The 19,394-nt window shown below is 69.7% G+C and carries 22 protein-coding genes and 1 pseudogene; 12 read left to right on the top strand and 11 right to left on the bottom strand.

The window, feature by feature from the left end; genetic code table 11:
* On the bottom strand, positions 1–714 hold the full coding sequence (locus tag ACWDNU_RS35390; protein ID WP_449672085.1) for an ABC transporter permease: 714 nt from the start codon (positions 712–714) through the stop codon (positions 1–3).
* Positions 711–1,403, bottom strand: a complete 693-nt coding sequence (locus tag ACWDNU_RS35385; protein WP_370932355.1) for an ABC transporter permease — start codon at positions 1,401–1,403, stop codon at positions 711–713. Before ACWDNU_RS35385 ends, ACWDNU_RS35390 begins: the two co-directional genes overlap by 4 nt.
* A 140-nt stretch (positions 1,404–1,543) precedes the next feature.
* On the opposite strand from ACWDNU_RS35385, the gene ACWDNU_RS35380 reads away from it, so the two are divergent.
* The 3 genes from ACWDNU_RS35380 (at position 1,544) to ACWDNU_RS35370 (ending at position 4,134) form a co-directional block, all read left to right on the top strand.
* Positions 1,544–2,461 (top strand): ABC transporter substrate-binding protein, encoded by a 918-nt coding sequence (locus ACWDNU_RS35380; protein ID WP_449672084.1) that lies wholly within the window; start codon positions 1,544–1,546, stop codon positions 2,459–2,461.
* Positions 2,462–2,560: 99 nt separating this feature from the next.
* A complete protein-coding gene (locus tag ACWDNU_RS35375; protein WP_116205091.1) occupies positions 2,561–2,995 on the top strand; it encodes an SRPBCC family protein in 435 nt (144 codons plus the stop codon).
* 113 nt (positions 2,996–3,108) lie between these two features.
* Positions 3,109–4,134 (top strand): NADP-dependent oxidoreductase, encoded by a 1,026-nt coding sequence (locus tag ACWDNU_RS35370; protein ID WP_449672083.1) that lies wholly within the window; start codon positions 3,109–3,111, stop codon positions 4,132–4,134.
* Here the strand turns inward: ACWDNU_RS35370 and ACWDNU_RS35365 are convergent.
* Genes ACWDNU_RS35365 through ACWDNU_RS35355 form a run of 3 tightly spaced genes read right to left on the bottom strand, consistent with a single transcriptional unit; the run spans position 4,124 to position 5,631 of the window.
* Entirely contained in the window at positions 4,124–4,783 is a 660-nt protein-coding gene (locus ACWDNU_RS35365; protein ID WP_449672082.1) for a haloacid dehalogenase type II, read from the bottom strand. The two genes, ACWDNU_RS35370 and ACWDNU_RS35365, sit on opposite strands and share 11 nt — an antisense overlap.
* A gap of 54 nt (positions 4,784–4,837) precedes the next feature.
* A complete protein-coding gene (locus ACWDNU_RS35360) occupies positions 4,838–5,242 on the bottom strand; it encodes an SRPBCC domain-containing protein (protein WP_449672081.1) in 405 nt (134 codons plus the stop codon).
* Positions 5,239–5,631, bottom strand: coding sequence for a RidA family protein (locus ACWDNU_RS35355; RefSeq protein ID WP_449672080.1), 393 nt, complete (start codon positions 5,629–5,631; stop codon positions 5,239–5,241). Before ACWDNU_RS35355 ends, ACWDNU_RS35360 begins: the two co-directional genes overlap by 4 nt.
* A 61-nt stretch (positions 5,632–5,692) precedes the next feature.
* Between ACWDNU_RS35355 and ACWDNU_RS35350 the strand changes: the two genes are divergently transcribed.
* Positions 5,693–6,637, top strand: coding sequence for a helix-turn-helix transcriptional regulator (locus ACWDNU_RS35350; protein WP_449672079.1), 945 nt, complete (start codon positions 5,693–5,695; stop codon positions 6,635–6,637).
* On the opposite strand, the gene ACWDNU_RS35345 is transcribed toward ACWDNU_RS35350, so the two are convergent.
* On the bottom strand, positions 6,618–7,235 hold the full coding sequence (locus ACWDNU_RS35345; RefSeq protein WP_370940593.1) for a TetR/AcrR family transcriptional regulator: 618 nt from the start codon (positions 7,233–7,235) through the stop codon (positions 6,618–6,620). The genes ACWDNU_RS35350 and ACWDNU_RS35345 overlap by 20 nt on opposite strands.
* Positions 7,236–7,356: 121 nt before the next feature.
* On the opposite strand from ACWDNU_RS35345, the gene ACWDNU_RS35340 reads away from it, so the two are divergent.
* Positions 7,357–8,403: an NAD(P)-dependent alcohol dehydrogenase gene (locus ACWDNU_RS35340; protein ID WP_370932348.1), complete on the top strand. Its 1,047-nt coding sequence runs from the start codon at positions 7,357–7,359 to the stop codon at positions 8,401–8,403.
* A gap of 99 nt (positions 8,404–8,502) precedes the next feature.
* Here the strand turns inward: ACWDNU_RS35340 and purU are convergent, their stop codons facing one another.
* The 5 genes and pseudogenes from purU to ACWDNU_RS35315 all read right to left on the bottom strand — a co-directional run bounded on the left by purU (position 8,503) and on the right by ACWDNU_RS35315 (position 12,054).
* On the bottom strand, positions 8,503–9,354 hold the full coding sequence (gene purU, locus ACWDNU_RS35335; protein WP_370940592.1) for a formyltetrahydrofolate deformylase: 852 nt from the start codon (positions 9,352–9,354) through the stop codon (positions 8,503–8,505).
* A 45-nt stretch (positions 9,355–9,399) separates the two neighbouring features.
* Positions 9,400–10,011 (bottom strand): annotated as a pseudogene (locus ACWDNU_RS35330) (maleylpyruvate isomerase family mycothiol-dependent enzyme); the annotation flags it as partial.
* Positions 9,908–10,705: a DedA family protein gene (locus ACWDNU_RS35325; protein WP_449672078.1), complete on the bottom strand. Its 798-nt coding sequence runs from the start codon at positions 10,703–10,705 to the stop codon at positions 9,908–9,910. The pseudogene ACWDNU_RS35330 and the gene ACWDNU_RS35325, both read right to left, overlap by 104 nt.
* A gap of 69 nt (positions 10,706–10,774) precedes the next feature.
* Positions 10,775–11,575, bottom strand: coding sequence for a class I SAM-dependent methyltransferase (locus ACWDNU_RS35320; protein ID WP_449672077.1), 801 nt, complete (start codon positions 11,573–11,575; stop codon positions 10,775–10,777).
* Positions 11,554–12,054 (bottom strand): DUF2505 domain-containing protein, encoded by a 501-nt coding sequence (locus ACWDNU_RS35315; RefSeq protein ID WP_449672076.1) that lies wholly within the window; start codon positions 12,052–12,054, stop codon positions 11,554–11,556. Before ACWDNU_RS35315 ends, ACWDNU_RS35320 begins: the two co-directional genes overlap by 22 nt.
* A 102-nt stretch (positions 12,055–12,156) precedes the next feature.
* Between ACWDNU_RS35315 and ACWDNU_RS35310 the strand changes: the two genes are divergently transcribed.
* The 7 genes from ACWDNU_RS35310 to ACWDNU_RS35280 all read left to right on the top strand — a co-directional run bounded on the left by ACWDNU_RS35310 (position 12,157) and on the right by ACWDNU_RS35280 (position 19,311).
* Positions 12,157–13,212, top strand: coding sequence for a UDP-N-acetylmuramate dehydrogenase (locus ACWDNU_RS35310; RefSeq protein WP_449672075.1), 1,056 nt, complete (start codon positions 12,157–12,159; stop codon positions 13,210–13,212).
* A gap of 175 nt (positions 13,213–13,387) precedes the next feature.
* Positions 13,388–14,575, top strand: coding sequence for a L,D-transpeptidase (locus ACWDNU_RS35305; RefSeq protein WP_449672074.1), 1,188 nt, complete (start codon positions 13,388–13,390; stop codon positions 14,573–14,575).
* 28 nt (positions 14,576–14,603) lie between these two features.
* Positions 14,604–15,428 (top strand): alpha/beta fold hydrolase, encoded by an 825-nt coding sequence (locus ACWDNU_RS35300; RefSeq protein ID WP_449672073.1) that lies wholly within the window; start codon positions 14,604–14,606, stop codon positions 15,426–15,428.
* Between the two features lie 13 nt (positions 15,429–15,441).
* Positions 15,442–16,740, top strand: a complete 1,299-nt coding sequence (mshA, locus tag ACWDNU_RS35295; RefSeq protein ID WP_449672072.1) for a D-inositol-3-phosphate glycosyltransferase — start codon at positions 15,442–15,444, stop codon at positions 16,738–16,740.
* Entirely contained in the window at positions 16,737–17,249 is a 513-nt protein-coding gene (locus ACWDNU_RS35290) for a type III secretion system chaperone family protein (protein WP_370932340.1), read from the top strand. Before mshA ends, ACWDNU_RS35290 begins: the two co-directional genes overlap by 4 nt.
* 65 nt (positions 17,250–17,314) lie before the next feature.
* Positions 17,315–18,142, top strand: coding sequence for a DUF4349 domain-containing protein (locus ACWDNU_RS35285; protein WP_449672071.1), 828 nt, complete (start codon positions 17,315–17,317; stop codon positions 18,140–18,142).
* A gap of 419 nt (positions 18,143–18,561) precedes the next feature.
* Positions 18,562–19,311: a phosphoglyceromutase gene (locus tag ACWDNU_RS35280; protein ID WP_370932338.1), complete on the top strand. Its 750-nt coding sequence runs from the start codon at positions 18,562–18,564 to the stop codon at positions 19,309–19,311.
* Positions 19,312–19,394: the final 83 nt, after the last annotated feature.

The following is a 19,394-nucleotide window of genomic DNA, read 5'->3' as shown; positions in this document are numbered from 1 at the left end:
TCACGAGTCCCGACGTGCCTGCTGGAGCGCGAGACCCCGAGGCGTAGCCAGTTTGGTCAGCAAAGCGAACAATCCCTCGCACACCAACGCCAGGACCACCACCGCCACACCGCCGCCGAAGATTTCGCCGTGGCCCTGCTCGCCGAGGGCGAAACCGTCCACGATGTAGCGGCCGAGACCGCCGCCGTCGTTGACGATCGCGCCGATGGCGACCGTCGCGATCAGTTGCAGGAACGCCACTCGCGCGGCGGCCACGATCACCGGCGACGCCAGCGGCAGTTCCACGCGCAGCATGATCTGCCATTCGCGATACCCGGTGCCGCGCGCCGCGTCGACGACCTCCTGCTCCACCTGCACCACCCCGGCGTAGGTGTTGGTGAACAGCGGCGGCAGCGCCAGCGCGACGAGCGCGAGCAGCAGCGGCCAGAAGTCCGTGTTCGCGCCCCAGCGGCTGGCCAGGAACCAGAACAGGATGATCAGCCCGAAGCTCGGGATCGCGCGGCCGATGTTCACCGCGCTGCTGGCCAGGAACTGGCCGCGCCGGTAGTGCGCGAGCCACAGTGCGAACGGGACCGTCAGGACGATCGAGATCACCAGCGCCAGCGCGGAAAACCACAGATGCTGCACCGTCCGGAACGGAATCCCGGCCGGATCGGTCCAGCTCCAGCGGTTCGGGTCGGCGAGCCATTGGCTCAGCTGCGCGAAAAAGCTCATCGGACCGCCCTCCGCGCCCACGGGGCCAGCGCGCGTTCGCTCAGCCACAGCAGCAAATCGACGAGTACGGCCAGCGCGATCGACAGCACGATGCCGACGATGATCGGGCTCGGGTTGGGGATCGGCGTCTGGATGCCGGCGCGGATGAAGTAGCCGAGCCCGCCCTTGCCGAGCAGCGACGTGACGGTGACCAGGCCGATCGTCGTCACCGCGGCCACCCGCAGCCCGGCGATCACCACCGGCAGCGCGAGCGGCAGTTCCACCTGCCACAACAGCCGACGCGGCGTGAAGCCCATCCCGACCGCGGCCTCGCGCACCTCGGTCGGCACCTGCTGCACGCCGGTCACGATGTTGCGGATCAGGATCAGCAGCGTGTACGTGGCCAGCGGGATCACCGACGTCGCGAAGGAGAACCCGAGCAACGGAACCAGCAGTGCGAACGCGCCCAGGCTCGGGATCACGTAGAGCGCGCCCGCGGCGCCCACGACGAACGGATAGAACCAGCGGTAGCGCAGGCACAGCGTGGCCAGCGCGAGCGACAGCACGAGACCGACGCCGAGCGCGGTCGCGGTGAGGGCGATGTGCTCGCCGAGCCGCTGAAGAATCGCGTCAGCGTTGCGTTCGACCCACCGCCATTCGAAGAGGGGACGACTGCTGTCGGCCAGCAGCGGGGTTACGGACGCGTGCACGGCGCGACCTTACCCCGATCGAGCGACAATATTCCGGCCCTTGAGATTCCGTGGCGAGGATTCCTAACCAGTGGTTTCTGTCGGGGGTCGCGGTTAGGGTCCATTCCCACAAACGAGTGAACTGAGGAGTGTGGGGACACGTGCGCTGGACCCGGAACATCCGAGTGGCCGCGCTGGTGGCGACGGCCGCGCTCGGCTTGACCGCGTGCGGTGGGGGAAGCGACCAGCCGGCCGCGCCGAGCAAGGGCGGCGCTCCGATCGTCGTCGCCTCGTTCAACTTCACCGACAGCCAGATCCTGGCCGAGATCTACGCGGGCGCGCTGGAGGCCAAGGGCTATCCGGTCACCCGGAAGCTGAACCTCGGCTCGCGGGAGCTGGTCTACCCGTCGCTCAAATCCGGCGAACTGCAGTTCCTGCCGGAGTACCAGGGCGCGGCGATCACGACCGGCTTCGGCAAGGAGGCCACGAAGGACGCCAAGGCCGAGCACGACCAGCTGGAGAAGCTGTTCGCGCCCGAAGGCGTCGGCCTGCTGAACTACGCGGCCGCCGAGGACAAGAACACCTACATCATGAAGGCCGACGTCGCGAAGTCGAAGGGCATCACGTCGATCAGCGACCTGAAGAAGCTCGACAAGGTCGTCATGGCCGGGCCGCCGGAGTGCGAGAAGCGGCTGCCGTGCTTCAAGGGCTTCAAGGACGTCTACAAGCTGACCAACGCGACCTTCCAGACCGTGCAGGAGGCCGGGCCGCGCGTGCAGCAGCTCAACTCCGGCGCGGTCACGGTGATCCCGGTCGACTCGGTCAGCCCGCTGGTCGGCGACTCGCAGTACGTCGCGCTCAAGGACGACCTCACCATCGTGCCCACCGAGAACGTGGTGCCCGCGGTGAACAAGAAGGTGCTCGACGAACGCGGCACGGACTTCGCGACGGTCGTCAACGCGGTCAGCGCGAAGCTCACCACGGACGGCATGCGCGAGCTGAACAAGCGGGTCGACGCGGACGGCGAGCCCGCCGCCGACGTCGCCAAGGACTGGCTGAAGCAGCAGGGCCTGTCCTGACGCTCTCCGGGAGTGGCGGGTGCGTACCGCCACTCCCGGGGTTTCCGCGCGTGTGCGAAGGTGACTGCGGCGGAAACCGAGGAGAGCAGGGGAAACGACATGGGCAAGGTCACGGCCACCGCGGAGCGCACGATCGACGCGCCGGTGGAACGCGTGCGTGAGCTGGTCGCGGACTACGCCGAGACCCGGCCGAAGCTGCTCACCGAGCACTACCGCGACTACGAGGTCAGCGAAGGCGGCGTCGGCGCCGGCACGAAGGCCAGCTGGAAGCTGCAGGCCACGTCCAAGCGCGTGCGCGACGTCGCGGCCACGGTGACTGAGCCGTCGCCGGGCACCTTCGTCGAGACCGACGCGAACTCCAGCATGGTCACCACCTGGACCGTCACCGCCTCCGGCGAGCGTTCGCTGGTCCGCATCGAGACCAGCTGGGACGGCGCGGGCGGCGTCGGCGGCTTCTTCGAGAAGACCTTCGCGCCGGGCGGGCTGAAGAAGATCTACGACGGCGTTCTCGGCAAGCTCGCGGAGATCGTGTAGCGCTTGCCACAGCTCCGGGGACAATCGGAATGCGCGCCCCGGTTGCTCCGTTGGCCGGATAGACGGGGCGTGCGCCCCGCTTCATTCCAGCTTGAACGAAACGGAGTTCGACGGTGAACGCACCCACAGCGCCCGACACAGCGACCGAGGTCCGGCTCGCGGCCCGTCCGCACGGCGTCCCGACCATGGACAATTTCGACATCGTCGAGACCGACGTGCCGAAGCCGGGTCCGGGGCAGATCCTGGTGCGCAACGTGGTGATGAGCGTCGACCCGGCGATGCGCGGCCGGATGAACGACGTGAAGTCCTACTCGCCGCCGTTCGTGGTGGGCGAGGCCATGCAGGGCGGCGCGGTCGGCGAGGTCATCGAGTCCACTGTGGACGACTTCGCGCCCGGCGATCACGTGCTGCACCAGGCGGGCTGGCGCACGCACGCCGTGCTCGACGCCAAGCGAGCGGTCAAAGTGGACGATTCCGTCGCGCCGCTTTCGACCTACCTCGGCGTGCTCGGCATGCCGGGCCTCACCGCGTATGCCGGACTGCTGGTGAGCGCGGAATTCAAGCCCGGCGACACGGTTTTCGTCTCCGGCGCGGCCGGTGCGGTCGGCTCGCTCGTCGGACAGCTGGCGCGGCTCAAGGGCGCCAAGCGCGTGATCGGCAGCGCGGGTTCGGCGGAGAAGGTCCGCTACCTCACCGAAGAGCTCGGCTTCGACGCCGCCTTCAACTACAAGGACGGACCGGTCGCCGAGCAGCTCGCCGCGGCCGCGCCCGAAGGCATCGACGTCTACTTCGACAACGTCGGCGGCGAGCACCTCGAAGCCGCGATCGCGTCGATGAACCTGCACGGCCGGATCGCCATCTGCGGCATGATCTCCCAGTACAACGCCACCGAGCCGACGCCCGCGCCGCGCAACCTGGTGCAGCTCATCGCGAAGCGGATCACCATGCGCGGCCTGCTCGTGCTGGACCACTGGCACCTGATGCAGGAGTTCGTGGCCGAGGTCGCGCCGCTCGTCGCGTCCGGCGAGATCAAGTACTCGGAGACCTTTGTGGACGGTATCCGCAACGCTCCGGAGGCGTTCCTCGGTCTGCTCAGCGGGGCCAACACCGGCAAGATGCTGGTGCGCCTCAGTTCCTGACGATCGCGTCAGCCAGCTCGGGCATCGTCGCCGCCGTGTAGGTGGCGGCGGGCAGCCCGGGCAGCGGATGGACTCCGGGACGCGCGAGCAGCGCGGTCCGGAGTCCGGCGGCTTGGGCCCCGGCGATGTCCCAGCCGTGCGCGGCGACCATCACCGCCTGGCCGGGTTCGACAGCGAAGGCGCGCAGCACCTGGTGGTACGGCTCTGGCGCCGGCTTCAGCCGGCTGACTTGCTGTGCGGAGAAGATCCGGTCGAATTTCGTTGCCAGGCCAGCGTTTTGCAGCTGCGCTTCGGCCGTGGCGAGCGGCGAGTTCGTGAGGGCGACGACCTGATGTCCGGCCTGGCGCAAGCGGTCCAGGCCGGGTACGACGTCGGCGTGCGCGGGCAGAGAGCGCAGGCCGTCGCCGACCTTCACCAGTTCGGCGTCGGTCAGTTCGTGGCCGTGCCGCGCGCACACGGCGGCCGCGGATTCCCCGGCGATCTGCGCGAAATCGCGGTACTGGCCGGCCGCGGTCACCGTGAGCACGGTGTGGATCGCGAGGGTGAACCATTCCTGCCGCGCCGCTGGGTCTCCGGTGAACTGGGTGAACAGCGGGTCGAGCGCGGTCAGGTCGAGCAGCGTCTCGTTGACGTCGAACACGCAAAGCATCGCGCCTCCTGCCGGTGAACCGCTTGCGTACCAGGGTCCTCCGTCAGTCGCGGGCTAGGCAAGCGCGGTGATCAGTTCGGTGAGAACTCCCTGCCAATGGCGGCGCTGCTGCTCCCGTTCGGCGGCGTTGGCCAGCCGTTCCTGGTGAATCCGGAGCATCGCTTTGCCGGGACCGCTGGCGCGCACCGCCAACTGCAGGGTCGTTTCGTGCGCCCAGCCGGCCGGTTGCCAGGTGAGCCGGATCCGGTCCATTTCGCGGAAACTGCGCGTCTCGCCGCGGATTCCGTCGGCGGTCTCGTATCCGACGCCGGGTTCGGGTTGGACAGTCACGCCCTCGCCGAGCCAGATCGCCACGCCTTCCGGCGAGGTGATGAAGTCCCACACCTCTTCGGCGGAGCGCCCGATCGTCTTCGAGACACCGATCTGCCAGCCCGCGTCCTTGGTCTGCCCGACGCTCATCGGGTCACCGCCGCGATCGCGCTGACCTCGACGAGCGCGCCCGGCACGGCCAGCCCGGCCACCCGCTGGACAGTCACCGGCGGCGTCGCGCCCGCCAGCGCCGCGGCGGCGGCCGGATAAGCCTTGGCGAGATCGACGTCCGCGACCAGCAGGATGTTCAGCATCACCACATCCTGAACGGTCGCGCCCCCGGCGGCCAGTGCCGTTTTCAGGTTGGCCATCACCTGCTCGACCTGTGCGGCGACGTCGGATCCGCCGACGATCCTGCCCTCAGCGTCGACGGCGTTCTGGCCGCCGACGTACACCGTGGTCGCGCCCGGCGGGACCACGGCGACCTGGGCGAAGGCGGGGGACTGGACGAGCCCTTCGGGGCGGAGCAGCTGTGTCATGAGACGAGTATGACCAGATACCCGGTCAGATACTGTCCTAGTTTTGCGCGAGAATCGAACTATGACCACCACGAGCCGTCGCCTGGAGACGCTGGCCCTGCTGCAGGCGCGCCCCGGCATCTCCGCTACCGACCTCGCGGCCCGGCTCGGCGTCACCGAGCGCACCACGCGGCGCGACATCGCTCAGCTGCGCGAACTCGGCTACCGCATCGACGGCGAACCGGGCCGGGTCGGCGGCTACCGGCTCGCGCACGGCACCGCGATGCCGCCGCTGTTGCTCGACGCGGACGAGGTCGCCGCCGTTTCGCTCGGTCTGCAGACGGCGGTCGCGGTCGACGGGCTGGAAACCGCCACGGTGACCGCGCTGGCCAAGCTGACCCAGGTGGTCCCGACGCGCTGGCAGACCCGGCTCGCCGCGCTGGCGGACGTGGAATCGTTGCCGGGAAAGCCTTTCCGGCGCGCGGCGCGGGACATTCTGATGCCGCTCGCGTTGGCTTGCCGGGCTGGCGAAGCGATCCGGATCCGGCATCGAGCCATGGACGCGCCGTCGGCGAAACCGGTTGACGTGCAACCGCATCGGCTTATCACCGTCCGGCGGCAGTGGTACCTCGTCGCTTGCCCGCGCGGGGCAAGCGAATGGAAAACCTTTGCGGTAGATCGGATCGAGGCGGTTCAGCCGCTCGGGATCCAGCTGCCCGCGCCGGAACCACCGTCCACAGTGGCCGATCTGATCACGGACGCGGGCTGGCGGCATCGCGTCCGGGTGCAGGTGCACACGTCTGCGGAGCTGGTCCGGGAACTCGTCGACCCAAGTGTGGCGACGGTGGTCGAGGACGGCGACGAATGCGAACTCCGCTTCGGCACCGACGATCTCGACTGGGCCGCACGCTGGCTGGCTTACCTGGACGTGGATTTCGACGTCCTGGAACCGTCCGCGCTCACCGATCGCTTGCACGCCTTCGGTTCTTGGCTGGCCGCCCGCTACGTCACCACTCCGCCGGACTGATTTCCGGATTCCCCGCGCGGTAAGCCTCGACCACGATCCGCGCCGCCCGCCGGGACTTGGCGACGACCTGCTCCGTCGGATAGCCGAGCCATTGGTAGACGCCGTTGAGGTAGAAATCGCCGTAGCCGTAGGCCTGGGTGTGGAGCTGCTCCATCAGTTCCAGCGCGATTGCCGGGTCCGGCGCGATCGCGAGGCAGCGCAGCAGCGACGCGTCGATCAGTTCGCGGCGGGCCTCGTGGAGTTCGACGTATTGCGCGTCGGCCAGTTCCGAGGCGAAGAAGACATGCAGCCCGATCCGGGTGTCGATCAGGTACCGAGTGTGCGCGGCAGCGACGGCGGCCAACGCGGCACCGTCGTCGGTCTCGGCGGCGGCTGCTTCCTCGGCGAGCTCACGAAGCTGACGCGCCGCGACCGTCCCGACCGCGGCCAGCAACGCCGCGCGATCCGGGAAGTGCCGGTACGGCGCGGCGGCGGAGACCTTCGCCCGTCGGGCGGCTTCAGCGACCGAGAAGCCAGTGACTCCGTTTTCCGCGATCAGGTCGAGCGAGACGCGCACGAGCTCGGCGCGCAGATTGCGGTGGTGGTACTGCGCCGCCATGCCGTGTGTCACACCCGATCGTCGTCGCACCGAGGAATAAGCCGAGGCCCACGCTAGTCTATGTAAGAGGGTTCTTACATCGAATTCGTCCCGGACCGGACGGGACACCCAGGAGGGCTTCATGACCACGACCACCTCCGCCATCGCCGCCGCGGCGCCGGGCGGACCGCTCGCCCCGACGACGATCGAGCGCCGCGACCTGCGGCCGGACGACGTGCTGATCGACATCGCCTACGCGGGCATCTGCCACAGCGACCTGCACCAGGTCCACCAGGACTGGGGAACCGCGATCTTCCCGATGGTCCCGGGCCACGAGATCGCCGGCGTCGTCGCCGCGGTTGGCTCGGCCGTCACGAAGTACCAGGTCGGCGACCGGGTCGGAGTCGGCTGCATGGTCGATTCCTGCGGCGAATGCGAGTACTGCCGCGCCGGCTCCGAGCAGTTCTGCGTCAAGGGCAACGTGCAGACGTACAACGGGGTCGGTTTCGACGGCGAGAACACCTACGGCGGCTACAGCCAGCAGATCGTCGTGAAGGACGCCTTCGTCTGCCGCATCCCGGAAGGCATTTCCCTCGACGTCGCCGCGCCGCTGCTGTGCGCGGGCATCACCACGTACTCGCCGCTGCGCCGGTGGGGCGCGGGACCGGGCAAGAAGGTCGCCGTCGTCGGGCTCGGCGGGCTCGGGCACATGGCGGTCAAGCTGGCCGTCGCGATGGGCGCGGACGTCACCGTGCTCAGCCAGAGCCTCAAGAAGCAGGAAGACGGGCTTCGCCTCGGCGCGAAGGACTACTACGCGACCAGCGACGAGTCGACCTTCGAGACGCTCGCCGGGCAGTTCGACGTCATCCTCAACACCGTTTCGGCGAAGCTGCCGGTCGACGCCTACCTCAGCCTGCTGCGCGTCGGCGGCGCGATGGTGAACGTCGGCGCGCCGGGGGAACCGTTGGAGTACAACGTCTTCTCCCTGCTCGGCGGCAACCGCGTGCTCGCCGGTTCGATGATCGGCGGCATCGCGGAAACCCAGGAGATGCTGGACTTCTGCGCCGAGCACGGCGTCGGCGCGGAGATCGAGACGATCAGCGCGGACCAGGTGAACGAGGCGTACGCGCGGGTCGAGAACAGCGACGTGCGCTACCGGTTCGTGATCGACACCTCGACGATCGGCTGACCCCTCGCCGACCGCGCCCCAATGCCACATTGGGTGCATGTGGCGCACCCAATGTGGCGTTCGGTGCGCTCAACGCACCCAATGCCACATTGGGGCGCGTCAGAGCACCATGGTGCGGTTGCCGTGCACCAGGACGCGCCCCTCAAGGTGCCAGCGCAGGCCGCGGGCGAGCGTCACCTTCTCGATGTCGCGGCCCTTGCGCACCATGTCCTGCACCGAATCGCCGTGGTCGACGCGGATCACGTCCTGTTCGATGATCGGCCCGGCGTCCAGATCCGCGGTGACGTAGTGGCAGGTCGCGCCGACGAGCTTCACACCGCGCGTGTGCGCCTGGTGATACGGCTTCGCGCCGATGAACGACGGCAGGAAGCTGTGGTGGATGTTCAGCGCGCGCCCGGCCCACGCCGCGCACAGGTCCGCGGGCAGCACCTGCATGAACCGCGCCAGCACGATCGCGTGCGGGTCGTGTGCGTCGACCAGTTCGCGGACCTTGGCGAACGCGGCCGCCTTGCCGTCGGGATCGCCCGCCGGGAACGGCACGTGGTGGAACGGGATTCCGTGTGCGCGGGTGATGTCCGCGAGCGAATCGTGGTTGCCGATCACCGCCGCGATGTCGACGTCCAGCTCTCCGGAGGCGACCCGGCCGAGCAGGTCGTACAGGCAGTGCCCGGCCTTCGACACCAGCACCACCGCGCGCGGGCGCTCGCCGGTGTCGCGCACCTGCCAGCTCGACTCGGCGGACAGTTCGTCCGCCACCTCGGCGAACCGCTCGCGCAATCCCGCGGCGTCGAAGGGCAGCGAATCGGCGCGCACGACCTGGCGGGTGAAGAACCAGCCCGAGTCGGGGTCGGTGTGGTACGCCGCCTCGGCGATCATTCCTCCGTGGTCGGCGAGGAAGCCCGAGATGCGGGCGATGATGCCGGTGCGGTCGGGGCAGCCGAAGGTGAGCACGTAACGCTGAGGATCTGACACGCGCCCATTCTCACCGGCCGCTGGTCAGGGCGCTGCGAGGGGCTCCAGAAGGGTGGCGTCGCCGACTTTCTCCGCGTGGTTCGGGCGGCCCCAGAGCGCGCGGTAGACGTCGTCGGCGGGGCCGGTGAGCGTGACGTCCGGGACGCCTTCGCCCAGCGTCGGCGGCTGATCGACGTGCAGCAGAACAGTCCACGTCCGCGTGTCAGTGCTGACCTGGACGATCCCGCTGCGGCCGCTCGGCTGGGCGCGGCGCGGGGTCAGGAAGGCGAGGAACTCGTCGATGCCGTCCTCGGCGAATTCCGTGCGGTACTGGGTGGCCGGCGGCGTGGGCAGGGCGCTTTCCGCGTCGAGCCGGTGGATGGCGAACTCGTGCGCGAGCCGGCGCGTCCAGTCTCCGACGGTGACCGGGCCGCCGCGCGGGAACGGCGACCGCAGCGGGGTGTCCGCCGGGCGGCGCAGGCCTTCGCGGACGGCCATGCGTTCGCCGTCCAAGCAGCCGAGTGCGTCTTCCCAGGTGGCCGCGGTCGGCGGCTCAGCTTTCCGGTCGGTGATCGCAGCGACCGTGTACGAGAGCACCGTCGTCAGGTGCGTCACCAGGTCCTGCACTGTCCATTTCGGACAGTTCCGGACGGGCGCGGCCGGGCCCGCTGCGAGCGTCGCGGCTTTGATCCGGTCGGCGTGAATGTCGATCGCTTCCAGCAGACGTGGCGCGTCCATGCACTGACCGTAGCCTGCGCACGCGCACCCGTCGGCCGAATTCGATGAGCGTGACCAGCAGCAGGCCGAGCAGGAACGACAGCAGCAGGCCGTAAACCGGACGGTCGGCGAACGCGGTGCCGCCGGCGAGCCCGATCAGCGCGCTGTACACCGACCACAGCGCCGCGCCGAGGGCGTCGAGCGGCACGAACCGGCGCAGCGGGTAGCCGAGGCTGCCGTTCGCCAGCGCGCTCGCGACGCGGCCGCCAGGCAGGTAGCGCGCGGCGATGATCAGCAGCGGCGCTTGCCGGCGGACTTGGTCGCGGGCCCATTCGTAGCGTTGCCGTCCGGCCGGTCCGCGCTGCAGCCAGGCGACGGCGCGCGGTCCGGCGGCGCGGCCCACGGCGTAGCCGAGACAGTCGCCCGCCCACGCGCCCGCGGCGGAGACGACCACCAGCAGCGCGAGCCTGCCGACGTCCGGTCCGATCAGGACGGCCACGGTCACCACGGTCGTTTCGCTCGGCATGAACGGGAGCAGCGCGTCCAGTCCGGCGATCGCGAACACGAGCACCCACAGCCAGGGCGAGCCGAGGGTGCCCCGGATCAGCTCGGTGACGTGTTCCAGCAGTTCCACCCGCTCATCGTCAGCACTGAAGGTCACCAAGGGATGACCCAGCGGGGTGCGGGTGGTGAACAGGTGGGTTCAGCGCGGCGCGACGCTTTCCCAGGCCACGGTCAGTTCGCCGAGCCTGCGCCGGTCCGGATTGCCGAAAACAGGCCAGCCGCGGTCGGCGAGCATGGCGACGGTGGTGGTCCAGCGGGCGCGCACGCCGAACGAGCGGTGCGGGGCGGCGGCTGCCCAGCATTCGTCCAATGTGGACATGAGGGCGTGCACGCGTTCGCCGGGAACGTTGCGGTGAATGAGGATCTTCGGCAGCCGTTCGGCCACTGTGGACGGACGGTCGAGTTCGGCGAGGCGGAGCGACAGGGTGAGCGTGCGCGGGCCGTCGGCTCCGACCACGACCCACGTGACCAGTCTGCCGATCTCGTCGCAGGTGCCCTCGACGAGCAGGCCGTCCGGCGGCATCGCGTCGAGCATCAGCTGCCACGCGCCGGGGACCTCGTCCTCGGCGTACTGCCGGAGCACGTTGAACGCGCGCACCAGGACCGGCCGCGTCCCGGCGAGTTCGAAGCCGCCGCGCCGGAAGTCGAGCCGGGGCGGATCGGCGGCGGGCTGAGCGGCGGCGACGCGTTCCGGATCGAGTTCCAGCCCGAGCACCCGGACGTCCGGTCGCACGCGCGCCAGCCAGCGAGCCAGTTCGACCGTCGTGACCGGCGACGCTCCGTAGCCGAGATCGACGACAAGGGGACTTTCGCCCCGCCGCAGCAGCCGGGTGACGGCCGGGTCGCTCGCGAGCCAGCGGTCGACCCGGCGCAACCGGTTGGGATTGGTGGTGCCCCTGGTCGGGGCGCCCACCGGGGTCAGGCGTGCTCGGCCAGCCACTGCGCGGTGAACTCGTCCTCATTCCGCAGCAGGTTGACCACCTGCTCGGAGACGAACTCCTCGATCCGGCCGCCGAAGAGGGGGATCCGCACGACAACCTCGCCCGAGGTGCGGAGGAGGACTTTGCCGTCCTTTGGGGTGAGGTAGGTGGAGGCGCCGATTTCGCCTGGCACGCCGCCGACGCTGACGTCGGATCGGCCGGTGTACTCGTCGCCGGACCGCTTCCAGGTCTGGGCGCGGTTGACGATGATGTCGCCTTTGTGCAGGGCTCGGACGGCTTGGGGGAGTTTGGCCGCCTTGATGCCGTGCTGGAGTTCGTAGCGGACGGAGTCGCCTTCGGCGGTGTAGGCGAGGAGTTTGGCGTCGTCACCGCCTAGCGCTTCGAGGCGGGCGCGGAGGGCTTCTTCTCCGGCTACCGCGGCGAAGACGTCCGCCAGCGAGCCGTCGAACTCGCCGCGGTGTTCGATCCGGGATCCCATGAAACGGACAGTACCGGGCTGATGCGGCGGTCAGCGGCAGCAGCGCGGATTAGCGGTGGGCGCCGTCGGCGCCAGCGAGAATTCTCGGTAGCGTCAGTCGCCGTGGACATCGCTGAAACGCCTGGTCCGGCTCGCCTCGCCGAGTACACGACCCTCCGCCTCGGCGGGCCGGTGCGCCGGTTCGTCACCGCGACCACCGCCGCGGAACTCGTCTCCGCCGTGCGCGACGCCGACGACGCGGGCGAGCCCGTCCTGCTGCTCGGCGGCGGCTCGAATCTCGTGGTCGGCGACGAAGGCTTCGACGGCACCCTCGTGCGGATCGCCAACACCGGCTGGACCCGCGACGGCGACATCGTCGAGGTAGCCGCCGGGCAGGAGTGGGACGCGTTCGTCGCCGCGCTGGTCGACAACGGCCTTGGCGGGCTCGAATGCCTCTCGGGGATCCCGGGATCGGTGGGAGCGACGCCGATTCAGAACGTCGGGGCGTACGGCGGCGAGGTGGCCGAGTCGATCGTCTCCGTCGAGTTGTACGACCGGGCGGCGAAAGAGGTTCGCACGGTCAAGGCCGACGAGCTTGGCTTCGCCTACCGCACCAGTGTCCTCAAAGGCACCGACCGCGGCGTCGTGCTGAGCGTGCGGTTCCGGATCGATCCGAGTGGGCAGTCCGCGCCTATCCGGTACGCCGAGTTGGCGCGCACGCTGGGTGTCGAGATCGATGCGAAAGTCCCCGCCGCGCAGGCTCGGGACGCGGTGCTCGGGCTGCGGCGTGGCAAGGGCATGGTGCTCGACCCGGCCGATCACGACACCTGGAGCGCGGGGTCGTTCTTCACCAATCCGATCGTTCCCGAAGCGGAAGTGCCAAAGATCCTCGAGCGGATCGCGGAGTCGACTGAGGGCAAGATCCCGCAGTACCCGGCCAGCGGCGGGGTGAAGTTGTCCGCCGCGTGGCTGATCGAGCGGGCGGGATTCGGCAAGGGGTACCCCGGGCCTGGCGGGCGGGTTTCGCTGTCCACCAAGCACACTCTCGCGCTCACCAATCGCGGCGAGGCCAGTACGAGCGATCTGCTTGGCCTAGCTCGTGAGGTCCGCGACGGGGTCGAAGAGCGGTTCGGGGTGCGGCTGCGACCGGAACCACTGCTGATCAACTGTTCGCTCTGAGCCCAGCGGGGTAACCCGGGTGAGCCAGGTGACAGGAAATCGGCAGCAACCGGGCGCCGGGTGAAACGTCTTGCGGGATGGAGAGGAATTTCCGGTTCGCAGGTAACGTCGAAGCGCTCACCGGCGCTGATGTGCGTGGGAGATGCCGGTGCGGGGGACAAGTGGAGGTAAGACCGTGATCGAGCGCCGTACGGTGTTCAAGGCCGTTCTCGCGACCGGCGCGGCGGCGCTGGCCGCCGCGTGCTCGGGCGGCAGCAACGACGGCACCGCGTCGCCGCAGGGCGGGAGCGGCGACAACGGCGGCAAGCCGGTCGCTCCGGTGGCGAAGCTCACCGCGACCCCGGCCGTCGGGGCCAAGGACGCCAGCGTGCGCGAACCGGTGGTGGTGAAGGTCACCGAAGGCAAGCTCACCGAGGTCAAGCTGACCAACGAGGGCGGCGACGAGATCAAGGGCGAGCTCGCCGCCGACGGCCTGTCCTGGACCAGCTCCGAACCGCTCGGCTACGGCAAGACCTACAACTACGCGGCCAAGGCGACCGGCACCGATCAGCGGCCCGCCGAGCTCAAGGGCTCGTTCGCGACGGTCAGCCCGGCCAAGACGGTGCGCGCCACGCTCAACCCGGGCGACGACGCCGAGGTCGGCGTCGCGATGCCGATCAGCGTGAAGTTCAACGGGGGCGCGCCGAAGGACCGGGCCGCGGTCGAGAAGGCGCTCAAGGTCAAGACCAGCAAGGACGTCGAGGGCTCGTGGGCCTGGATGTCGGCGAACCAGGTCGACTGGCGGCCCAAGGAGTACTGGCCGGCCAACACGAGCGTCGAGGTCGAGGCCAACCTGTACGGCGTGGACCTCGGCGGGGGCGTCTTCGTGAAATCGGACGTCAGCACCAAGTTCAAGATCGGCCGCAACCAGGTGGTCAAGATCCACACGCCGGACCATGTGATGAAGGTCTACCGCGGCGGTGCGGAGAGCGCGAGCTACCCGTGCTCCAACGGCCTCGACTCGGTTGTCGACCGCAACACCCCGAACGGCACCTTCATCATCATGTCGAAGGAGCCGCACGCGGTGTTCGACAACGCCCGCTACGGCTACACCAACGTCAACAAGAAGTGGGCCTGCCGGTTCTCCAACCACGGCGAGTTCATCCACGAGAACCAGGACAACGCGGCCGCGATCGGCAAGACCAACAACTCGCACGGCTGCGTCAACCTGCTCGAGGCGGACGCCAAGGCCTACTTCGACACGGCGATGATCGGCGACCCGGTCGAGGTCACCGGCTCGAAGCTGGGCAGCCCGACGAACTCCGACGTCAAGGACTGGTTCTACGACTGGTCGACCTGGAAGTCGCTCTCGGCCGCGAAGTGATCCACTGGCCGTCTGCTAACAAGTAGAAGTGAACACTGAGGTAACCGGGGCCGGCGGCGTGCGGATCGCACTGCGCGTCGAAGGCCCGGAGAACGCGCGTCCGATCGTCTTCGTGCACGGCTGGGCCCAGTCCGCCGCGGCCTGGTCCGCCCAGTTCGCCGACCCGGCGCTGAGCGGGCAGTTCCGGCTCGTCGCGATGGACCTGCGCGGGCACGGCGCGTCCGACGTCCCGGAGAGCGGCTACGACGATCCGGCGCAGTGGGCGGGCGACCTCGCCGCGGTGCTCGATTTCGCCGGTCCGGACGCGATCGTCGTCGGCTGGTCCTACGGCGGGCTGGTGATCACGGACTACCTGCGCGAGCACGGCACCGCACGGCTCGGTGGCATCGTGCTCGTGGGCGCGATCACCGAGATCGGCCGCAAGCGCGAAGGCGGCGCGACCGGGCCGATCATGCGGGCCGCGCTGCCCGCCGCGCTCTCGGACGACGCCGAGGTGGCGATCCCCGCGCTGGTCGAGTTCACCCGCGCGCAGGCCAGCGCAAAAGTGCCCGGTGGGTATGCGCAGGCGATGCTCGGCAGTTCGCTTTCGGTGCCGCCCGCGGTGCGCGGCGCGCTGTTCCGGCGGGACATCGGCAGTGGTGAGGTGCTTGCCGCGGTCGACAAGCCCGCGCTCGTGGTGCACGGATCGGCCGACGGGGTGGTGGATCCTTCGGCGGCAGAGTATTCGGCCGGGAAGATTCCGGGGGCCGTCCTGCGTTGGTTCGTTGAGGCCGGGCATCTGCCGTTCGTCGAGGAGCCGGAGGACTTCAACTCCGTGCTGCGGCGGTTCGCCGGGGACGCAGCAGCCGAGTAGCAGGAGTGACCAGGTGACCCTCAAGGGATTCATCGCTGAGCCGCGCCGGATCGCGGTCTTGTCCGTGCACACCTCCCCGCTCGAGCAGCCGGGCACCGGCGACGCGGGCGGGATGAACGTGTACGTCAGCCAGACCGCGCAGGAGATGGCGCGGCGCGGCATCGAGGTCGAGGTCTTCACCCGGGCGACCTCGTCCGACCAGCCGCCGCTGGCCGAGCTGGCGCCCGGCGTGACGGTGCGGCACGTGCCGGCCGGGCCGTTCGAGCCGCTGGCGCGCGACGAGCTGCCCGCGCAGCTGTGCGCGTTCACCTCGGGCGTGCTGCGCGCGGAGGCGTTCCACGAGCCGGGGTACTACGACCTGATCCATTCGCACTACTGGCTGTCGGGCCAGGTCGGCTGGCTCGCCAGGGACCGCTGGGGCGTGCCGCTCGTGCACACCGCGCACACGCTGGCCAAGGTCAAGAACGCGCTGCTCGCCGAGGGCGACAAGCCCGAGCCGCGGACGCGCGTGATGGGCGAGGAGCAGGTGGTCGCCGAGGCGGATTGCCTTGTCGCGAACACGCAGGTCGAGGCTCGGCAGCTGGTCGATCTCTACGGGGCCGCCACGCACGCGGTGCACGCCGTGCCGCCGGGGGTCGACCTCGAACGGTTCACGCCCGGCTCGCAGGTGGACGCGCGCCGCGAGCTGAACCTGTCGCCGGACGCGGTCGTCCTCGCCTTCGCCGGACGGATCCAGCCGCTCAAGGCACCGGACGTCCTGCTGCACGCGGCGGCGGAAATGCTGCGGCGGCGGCCGGAATTGGCGTCGAGGCTGGTGGTTCTGGTGGTCGGCGGGCCGTCCGGGACCGGGTTGGAGCAACCGCAGGCGTTGCGGGAGCTGGCGGTGTCGCTGGGCATCGCGGAGCAGGTGCGCTTCCTGCCGCCGCAGAACGGGCTGAAGCTGCGCACGGTGTTCCGCGCGGCCGACGTCGTCGCGGTGCCGAGCTACAACGAATCCTTCGGTCTGGTCGCGCTCGAAGCGCAGGCGTGCGGCACGCCGGTGGTGGCGGCCGAGGTCGGCGGGCTGCCGGTCGCGGTGCCGCACGGGGTTTCCGGGCTGCTGGTCCCGTCGCACGGCGCGGCGGAATGGGCCGACGCGCTCGCCGCGGTCGCGTTGCGGCCGGATCGCCGAGCCGAACTCGCGGCCAACGCGGTGCGGCACGCGCAGCGGTTTTCCTGGCGGCGCACCACGGATTCGCTGCTCGACATCTATGCTCAGGCGACCATAGCGTTCCGGCAGGCGCTGGAACTGCGGGCGGAGGTGGCAGTGTGAGCCTTGACGCGACTATCAAGTCCACTTTGGACTCAAGTGGGCTCAAATACGACCGTCGCGGCGAAGGCCGTTATTTCGTGACGTTGCCGGGAACCAAGAAGCTGCAGACCAACTGCTGGCTCGTGGACGGCGACCACGCCTTCTCGGTGGAGGCGTTCGTCTGCCGCCGTCCGGACGAGCGGCACGAGGACGTGTACCGGTTCCTGTTGCAGCGCAACGCCCGGCTCTACGGCGTGCACTACACAGTGGACAGTCTCGGCGACATCTACCTGGTCGGCCGCTTCGGCAAGGAGACGGTGACCGAGTCCGAATTGGACAAGATCCTCGGCCAGGTGCTGGAAGCCGCCGACGGCGATTTCAACATCCTGCTGGAAATCGGGTTCGCCACGTCGATCAAGCGCGAATGGGACTGGCGCGTCTCGCGCGGCGAATCGCTGGCGAACCTGCAGGCGTTCAAACACCTCGCCGAGCCCGCCGAGGGCCACGAACCGGGGTTGACCGACTCGTAACCGATTCCGTGCAACGCCTTCTCCGGTCGTCTCGTCTCACCGCCGACGACTGGAGGGAGACGGGGATGCGGACTCGATGGAGATACGCGCTCGCGGGCGCGGCGGTGTTCCTGCTGGCCGGATGCAGCAGCGGCACCAGCGCGGATTCGGCGCGGTCGGCGATCGCGCCCGCGCAGCAGCAGGGCGCGGCGCCCAAGCAGGGCAACGCGCAGGCGTCGGTGCCCGCGCCCGGCGCGACCGATCGCAAGCTGGCGCGCAGCGCGCGGCTGGACCTGACCACGCCGAAGACCGACGACGTCGTGTCCCGCGCCAAGGCGATCGCGACCGGCGCGGGCGGTTACCCCGGGCAGGAGAGCGCGACGGACGATTCCGCGTCGCTGACCCTGTCGGTGCCCGCGGAGAAACTCGACGGCGTGCTCGACCAGCTCGGCGGGCTCGGCCAGGTGAAACGGCGGGAGATCAGCGCGCAGGACGTCACCGCGCAGGTGATCGACGTGGACGCGCGGCTGGCGACCCAGCGGGCGAGCGTCGACCGGATGCGCGCGCTGCTGGCGAAGGCGCAGTCGGTGTCCGAGATCGCGTCCGTCGAGAGCGAGCTGACCAGCAGGCAGGCCACGCTGGAGTCGCTGGAGCGGCAGCAGGCTTCGCTGGCCGGGCAGGTCGCGATGGCCACCGTGTCGCTGTCGGTGACGAAGCAAGAGGCCGTCGCGGCGGCGGAGGCTGGCGGTTTTCTCTCCGGGCTCTCCGCTGGCTGGGACGCGTTTGTCGTCTTCTGCAGCGGGCTGGTGCGCGTGCTGGGCGCGCTGCTGCCGTTCCTGATCGCGTTCGGGATTCCGGCGGGCGGGGTGTTCTGGTGGTTCCGCCGGCGGCGCAAGGCCAGGCCCGCGGAGTGAGGGCTGGCGGAACGGCTCGAGGGAGGGGGGAGTCGCGATCTCGAGCCGTCCCGCTGCAGGTCCCGCCTGCTGGACCCGGTGACGAGGGGGATGCCAACGGGGCCGGCGGGCCGCGGCTCGGCAGGGGGGAGACGAGCCGCGGTCACTGCCCGTGATCAGCCGGGAGTGCGTGGAATCCGGCTGAGCGGGACATGCCCAACCTGTCAGATGTCGACCAGTAATCACAAGACTACTGGTTACTCCGTTCGAGTGAAATTCACTCACGGGGATAACAGTGTGCAGCGCCTTGCACTCTTTGACCTGCTTGTCGGCAACCCGGCTGCGTGCCGGGTGAAGGTGTTACTCCCGGGTAACGCACTCTGGGTAGAGGGGTGGACGCACTACTGGCAGCGCTCGCGCGCTCTGGCAGGCTGGTGGCCATGGCCGAACTTGGGACCCTGGTGCTGCTGCGGCACGGACAGAGCACGTGGAACGCGGAAAACCTGTTCACCGGCTGGGTGGACGTGCCCCTGTCGGAGACCGGCGAGCGGGAAGCCCGGCAGGGCGGACAGCTGCTCGCCGAGTCGGGGCTGCTGCCGGACGTGGTGCACACGTCGCTGCTGCGCCGGGCGATCAGCACGGCGAACATCGCCCTCGACGCCGCCGACCGGCACTGGATCCCGGTCAAGCGCGACTGGCGGCTCAACGAGAGGCACTACGGCGCGCTGCAGGGCAAGAACAAGAAGCAGACGCTGGACGAGTTCGGCGAGGAGCAGTTCATGCTCTGGCGCCGCTCGTACGACACGCCGCCGCCCGCCATCGACCCGAAGGACGAGTTCAGCCAGGCCGGCGACGCGCGGTACGCCGACCTCGGCGACCAGGCCCCGCTGACGGAGTGCCTGAAGGACGTCGTGGCCCGGCTGCTGCCGTACTGGGAGTCGGCGATCGTCCCCGACCTGCAGGCAGGCCGCACGGTCCTGGTGGCCGCGCACGGCAACTCGCTGCGCGCGCTGGTGAAGCACCTCGACGGGATTTCCGACGACGCCATCGCCGCGCTGAACATCCCGACCGGCATCCCGCTGCGCTACGACCTGACGCCGGACCTCAAGCCGGTCAAGGCGGGCGGCGAGTACCTGGACCCGGAGGCGGCGAAGGAAGCCGCCGCGGCGGTCGCGAACCAGGGCCGCTGAGCCCCCCCGCCACTACCCGCTCACCACGCATACGCCACCCGAGCGGTGACCGCGCGCGGCAACATCGCTTTGGTGTCAACGCC

Source organism: Amycolatopsis sp. NPDC003676, assembly GCF_053587275.1.
The sequence above is the reverse complement of the archived record's forward strand: the minus strand, read 5'-3'. Positions and strand labels throughout refer to the sequence as shown.

What these genes read in the sequence shown, in the direction of transcription:
- ACWDNU_RS35390 (WP_449672085.1), bottom strand. Translation starts at nt 714, where the DNA reads ATGAGCTTTTTCGCGCAGCTGAGCCAATGGCTCGCCGACCCGAACCGC.
- ACWDNU_RS35375 (WP_116205091.1), top strand. Translation starts at nt 2,561, where the DNA reads ATGGGCAAGGTCACGGCCACCGCGGAGCGCACGATCGACGCGCCGGTG.
- ACWDNU_RS35365 (WP_449672082.1), bottom strand. Translation starts at nt 4,783, where the DNA reads ATGCTTTGCGTGTTCGACGTCAACGAGACGCTGCTCGACCTGACCGCG.
- ACWDNU_RS35360 (WP_449672081.1), bottom strand. Translation starts at nt 5,242, where the DNA reads ATGAGCGTCGGGCAGACCAAGGACGCGGGCTGGCAGATCGGTGTCTCG.
- ACWDNU_RS35355 (WP_449672080.1), bottom strand. Translation starts at nt 5,631, where the DNA reads ATGACACAGCTGCTCCGCCCCGAAGGGCTCGTCCAGTCCCCCGCCTTC.
- ACWDNU_RS35350 (WP_449672079.1), top strand. Translation starts at nt 5,693, where the DNA reads ATGACCACCACGAGCCGTCGCCTGGAGACGCTGGCCCTGCTGCAGGCG.
- ACWDNU_RS35345 (WP_370940593.1), bottom strand. Translation starts at nt 7,235, where the DNA reads ATGGCGGCGCAGTACCACCACCGCAATCTGCGCGCCGAGCTCGTGCGC.
- ACWDNU_RS35340 (WP_370932348.1), top strand. Translation starts at nt 7,357, where the DNA reads ATGACCACGACCACCTCCGCCATCGCCGCCGCGGCGCCGGGCGGACCG.
- ACWDNU_RS35315 (WP_449672076.1), bottom strand. Translation starts at nt 12,054, where the DNA reads ATGGGATCCCGGATCGAACACCGCGGCGAGTTCGACGGCTCGCTGGCG.
- ACWDNU_RS35285 (WP_449672071.1), top strand. Translation starts at nt 17,315, where the DNA reads ATGCGGACTCGATGGAGATACGCGCTCGCGGGCGCGGCGGTGTTCCTG.
- ACWDNU_RS35280 (WP_370932338.1), top strand. Translation starts at nt 18,562, where the DNA reads ATGGCCGAACTTGGGACCCTGGTGCTGCTGCGGCACGGACAGAGCACG.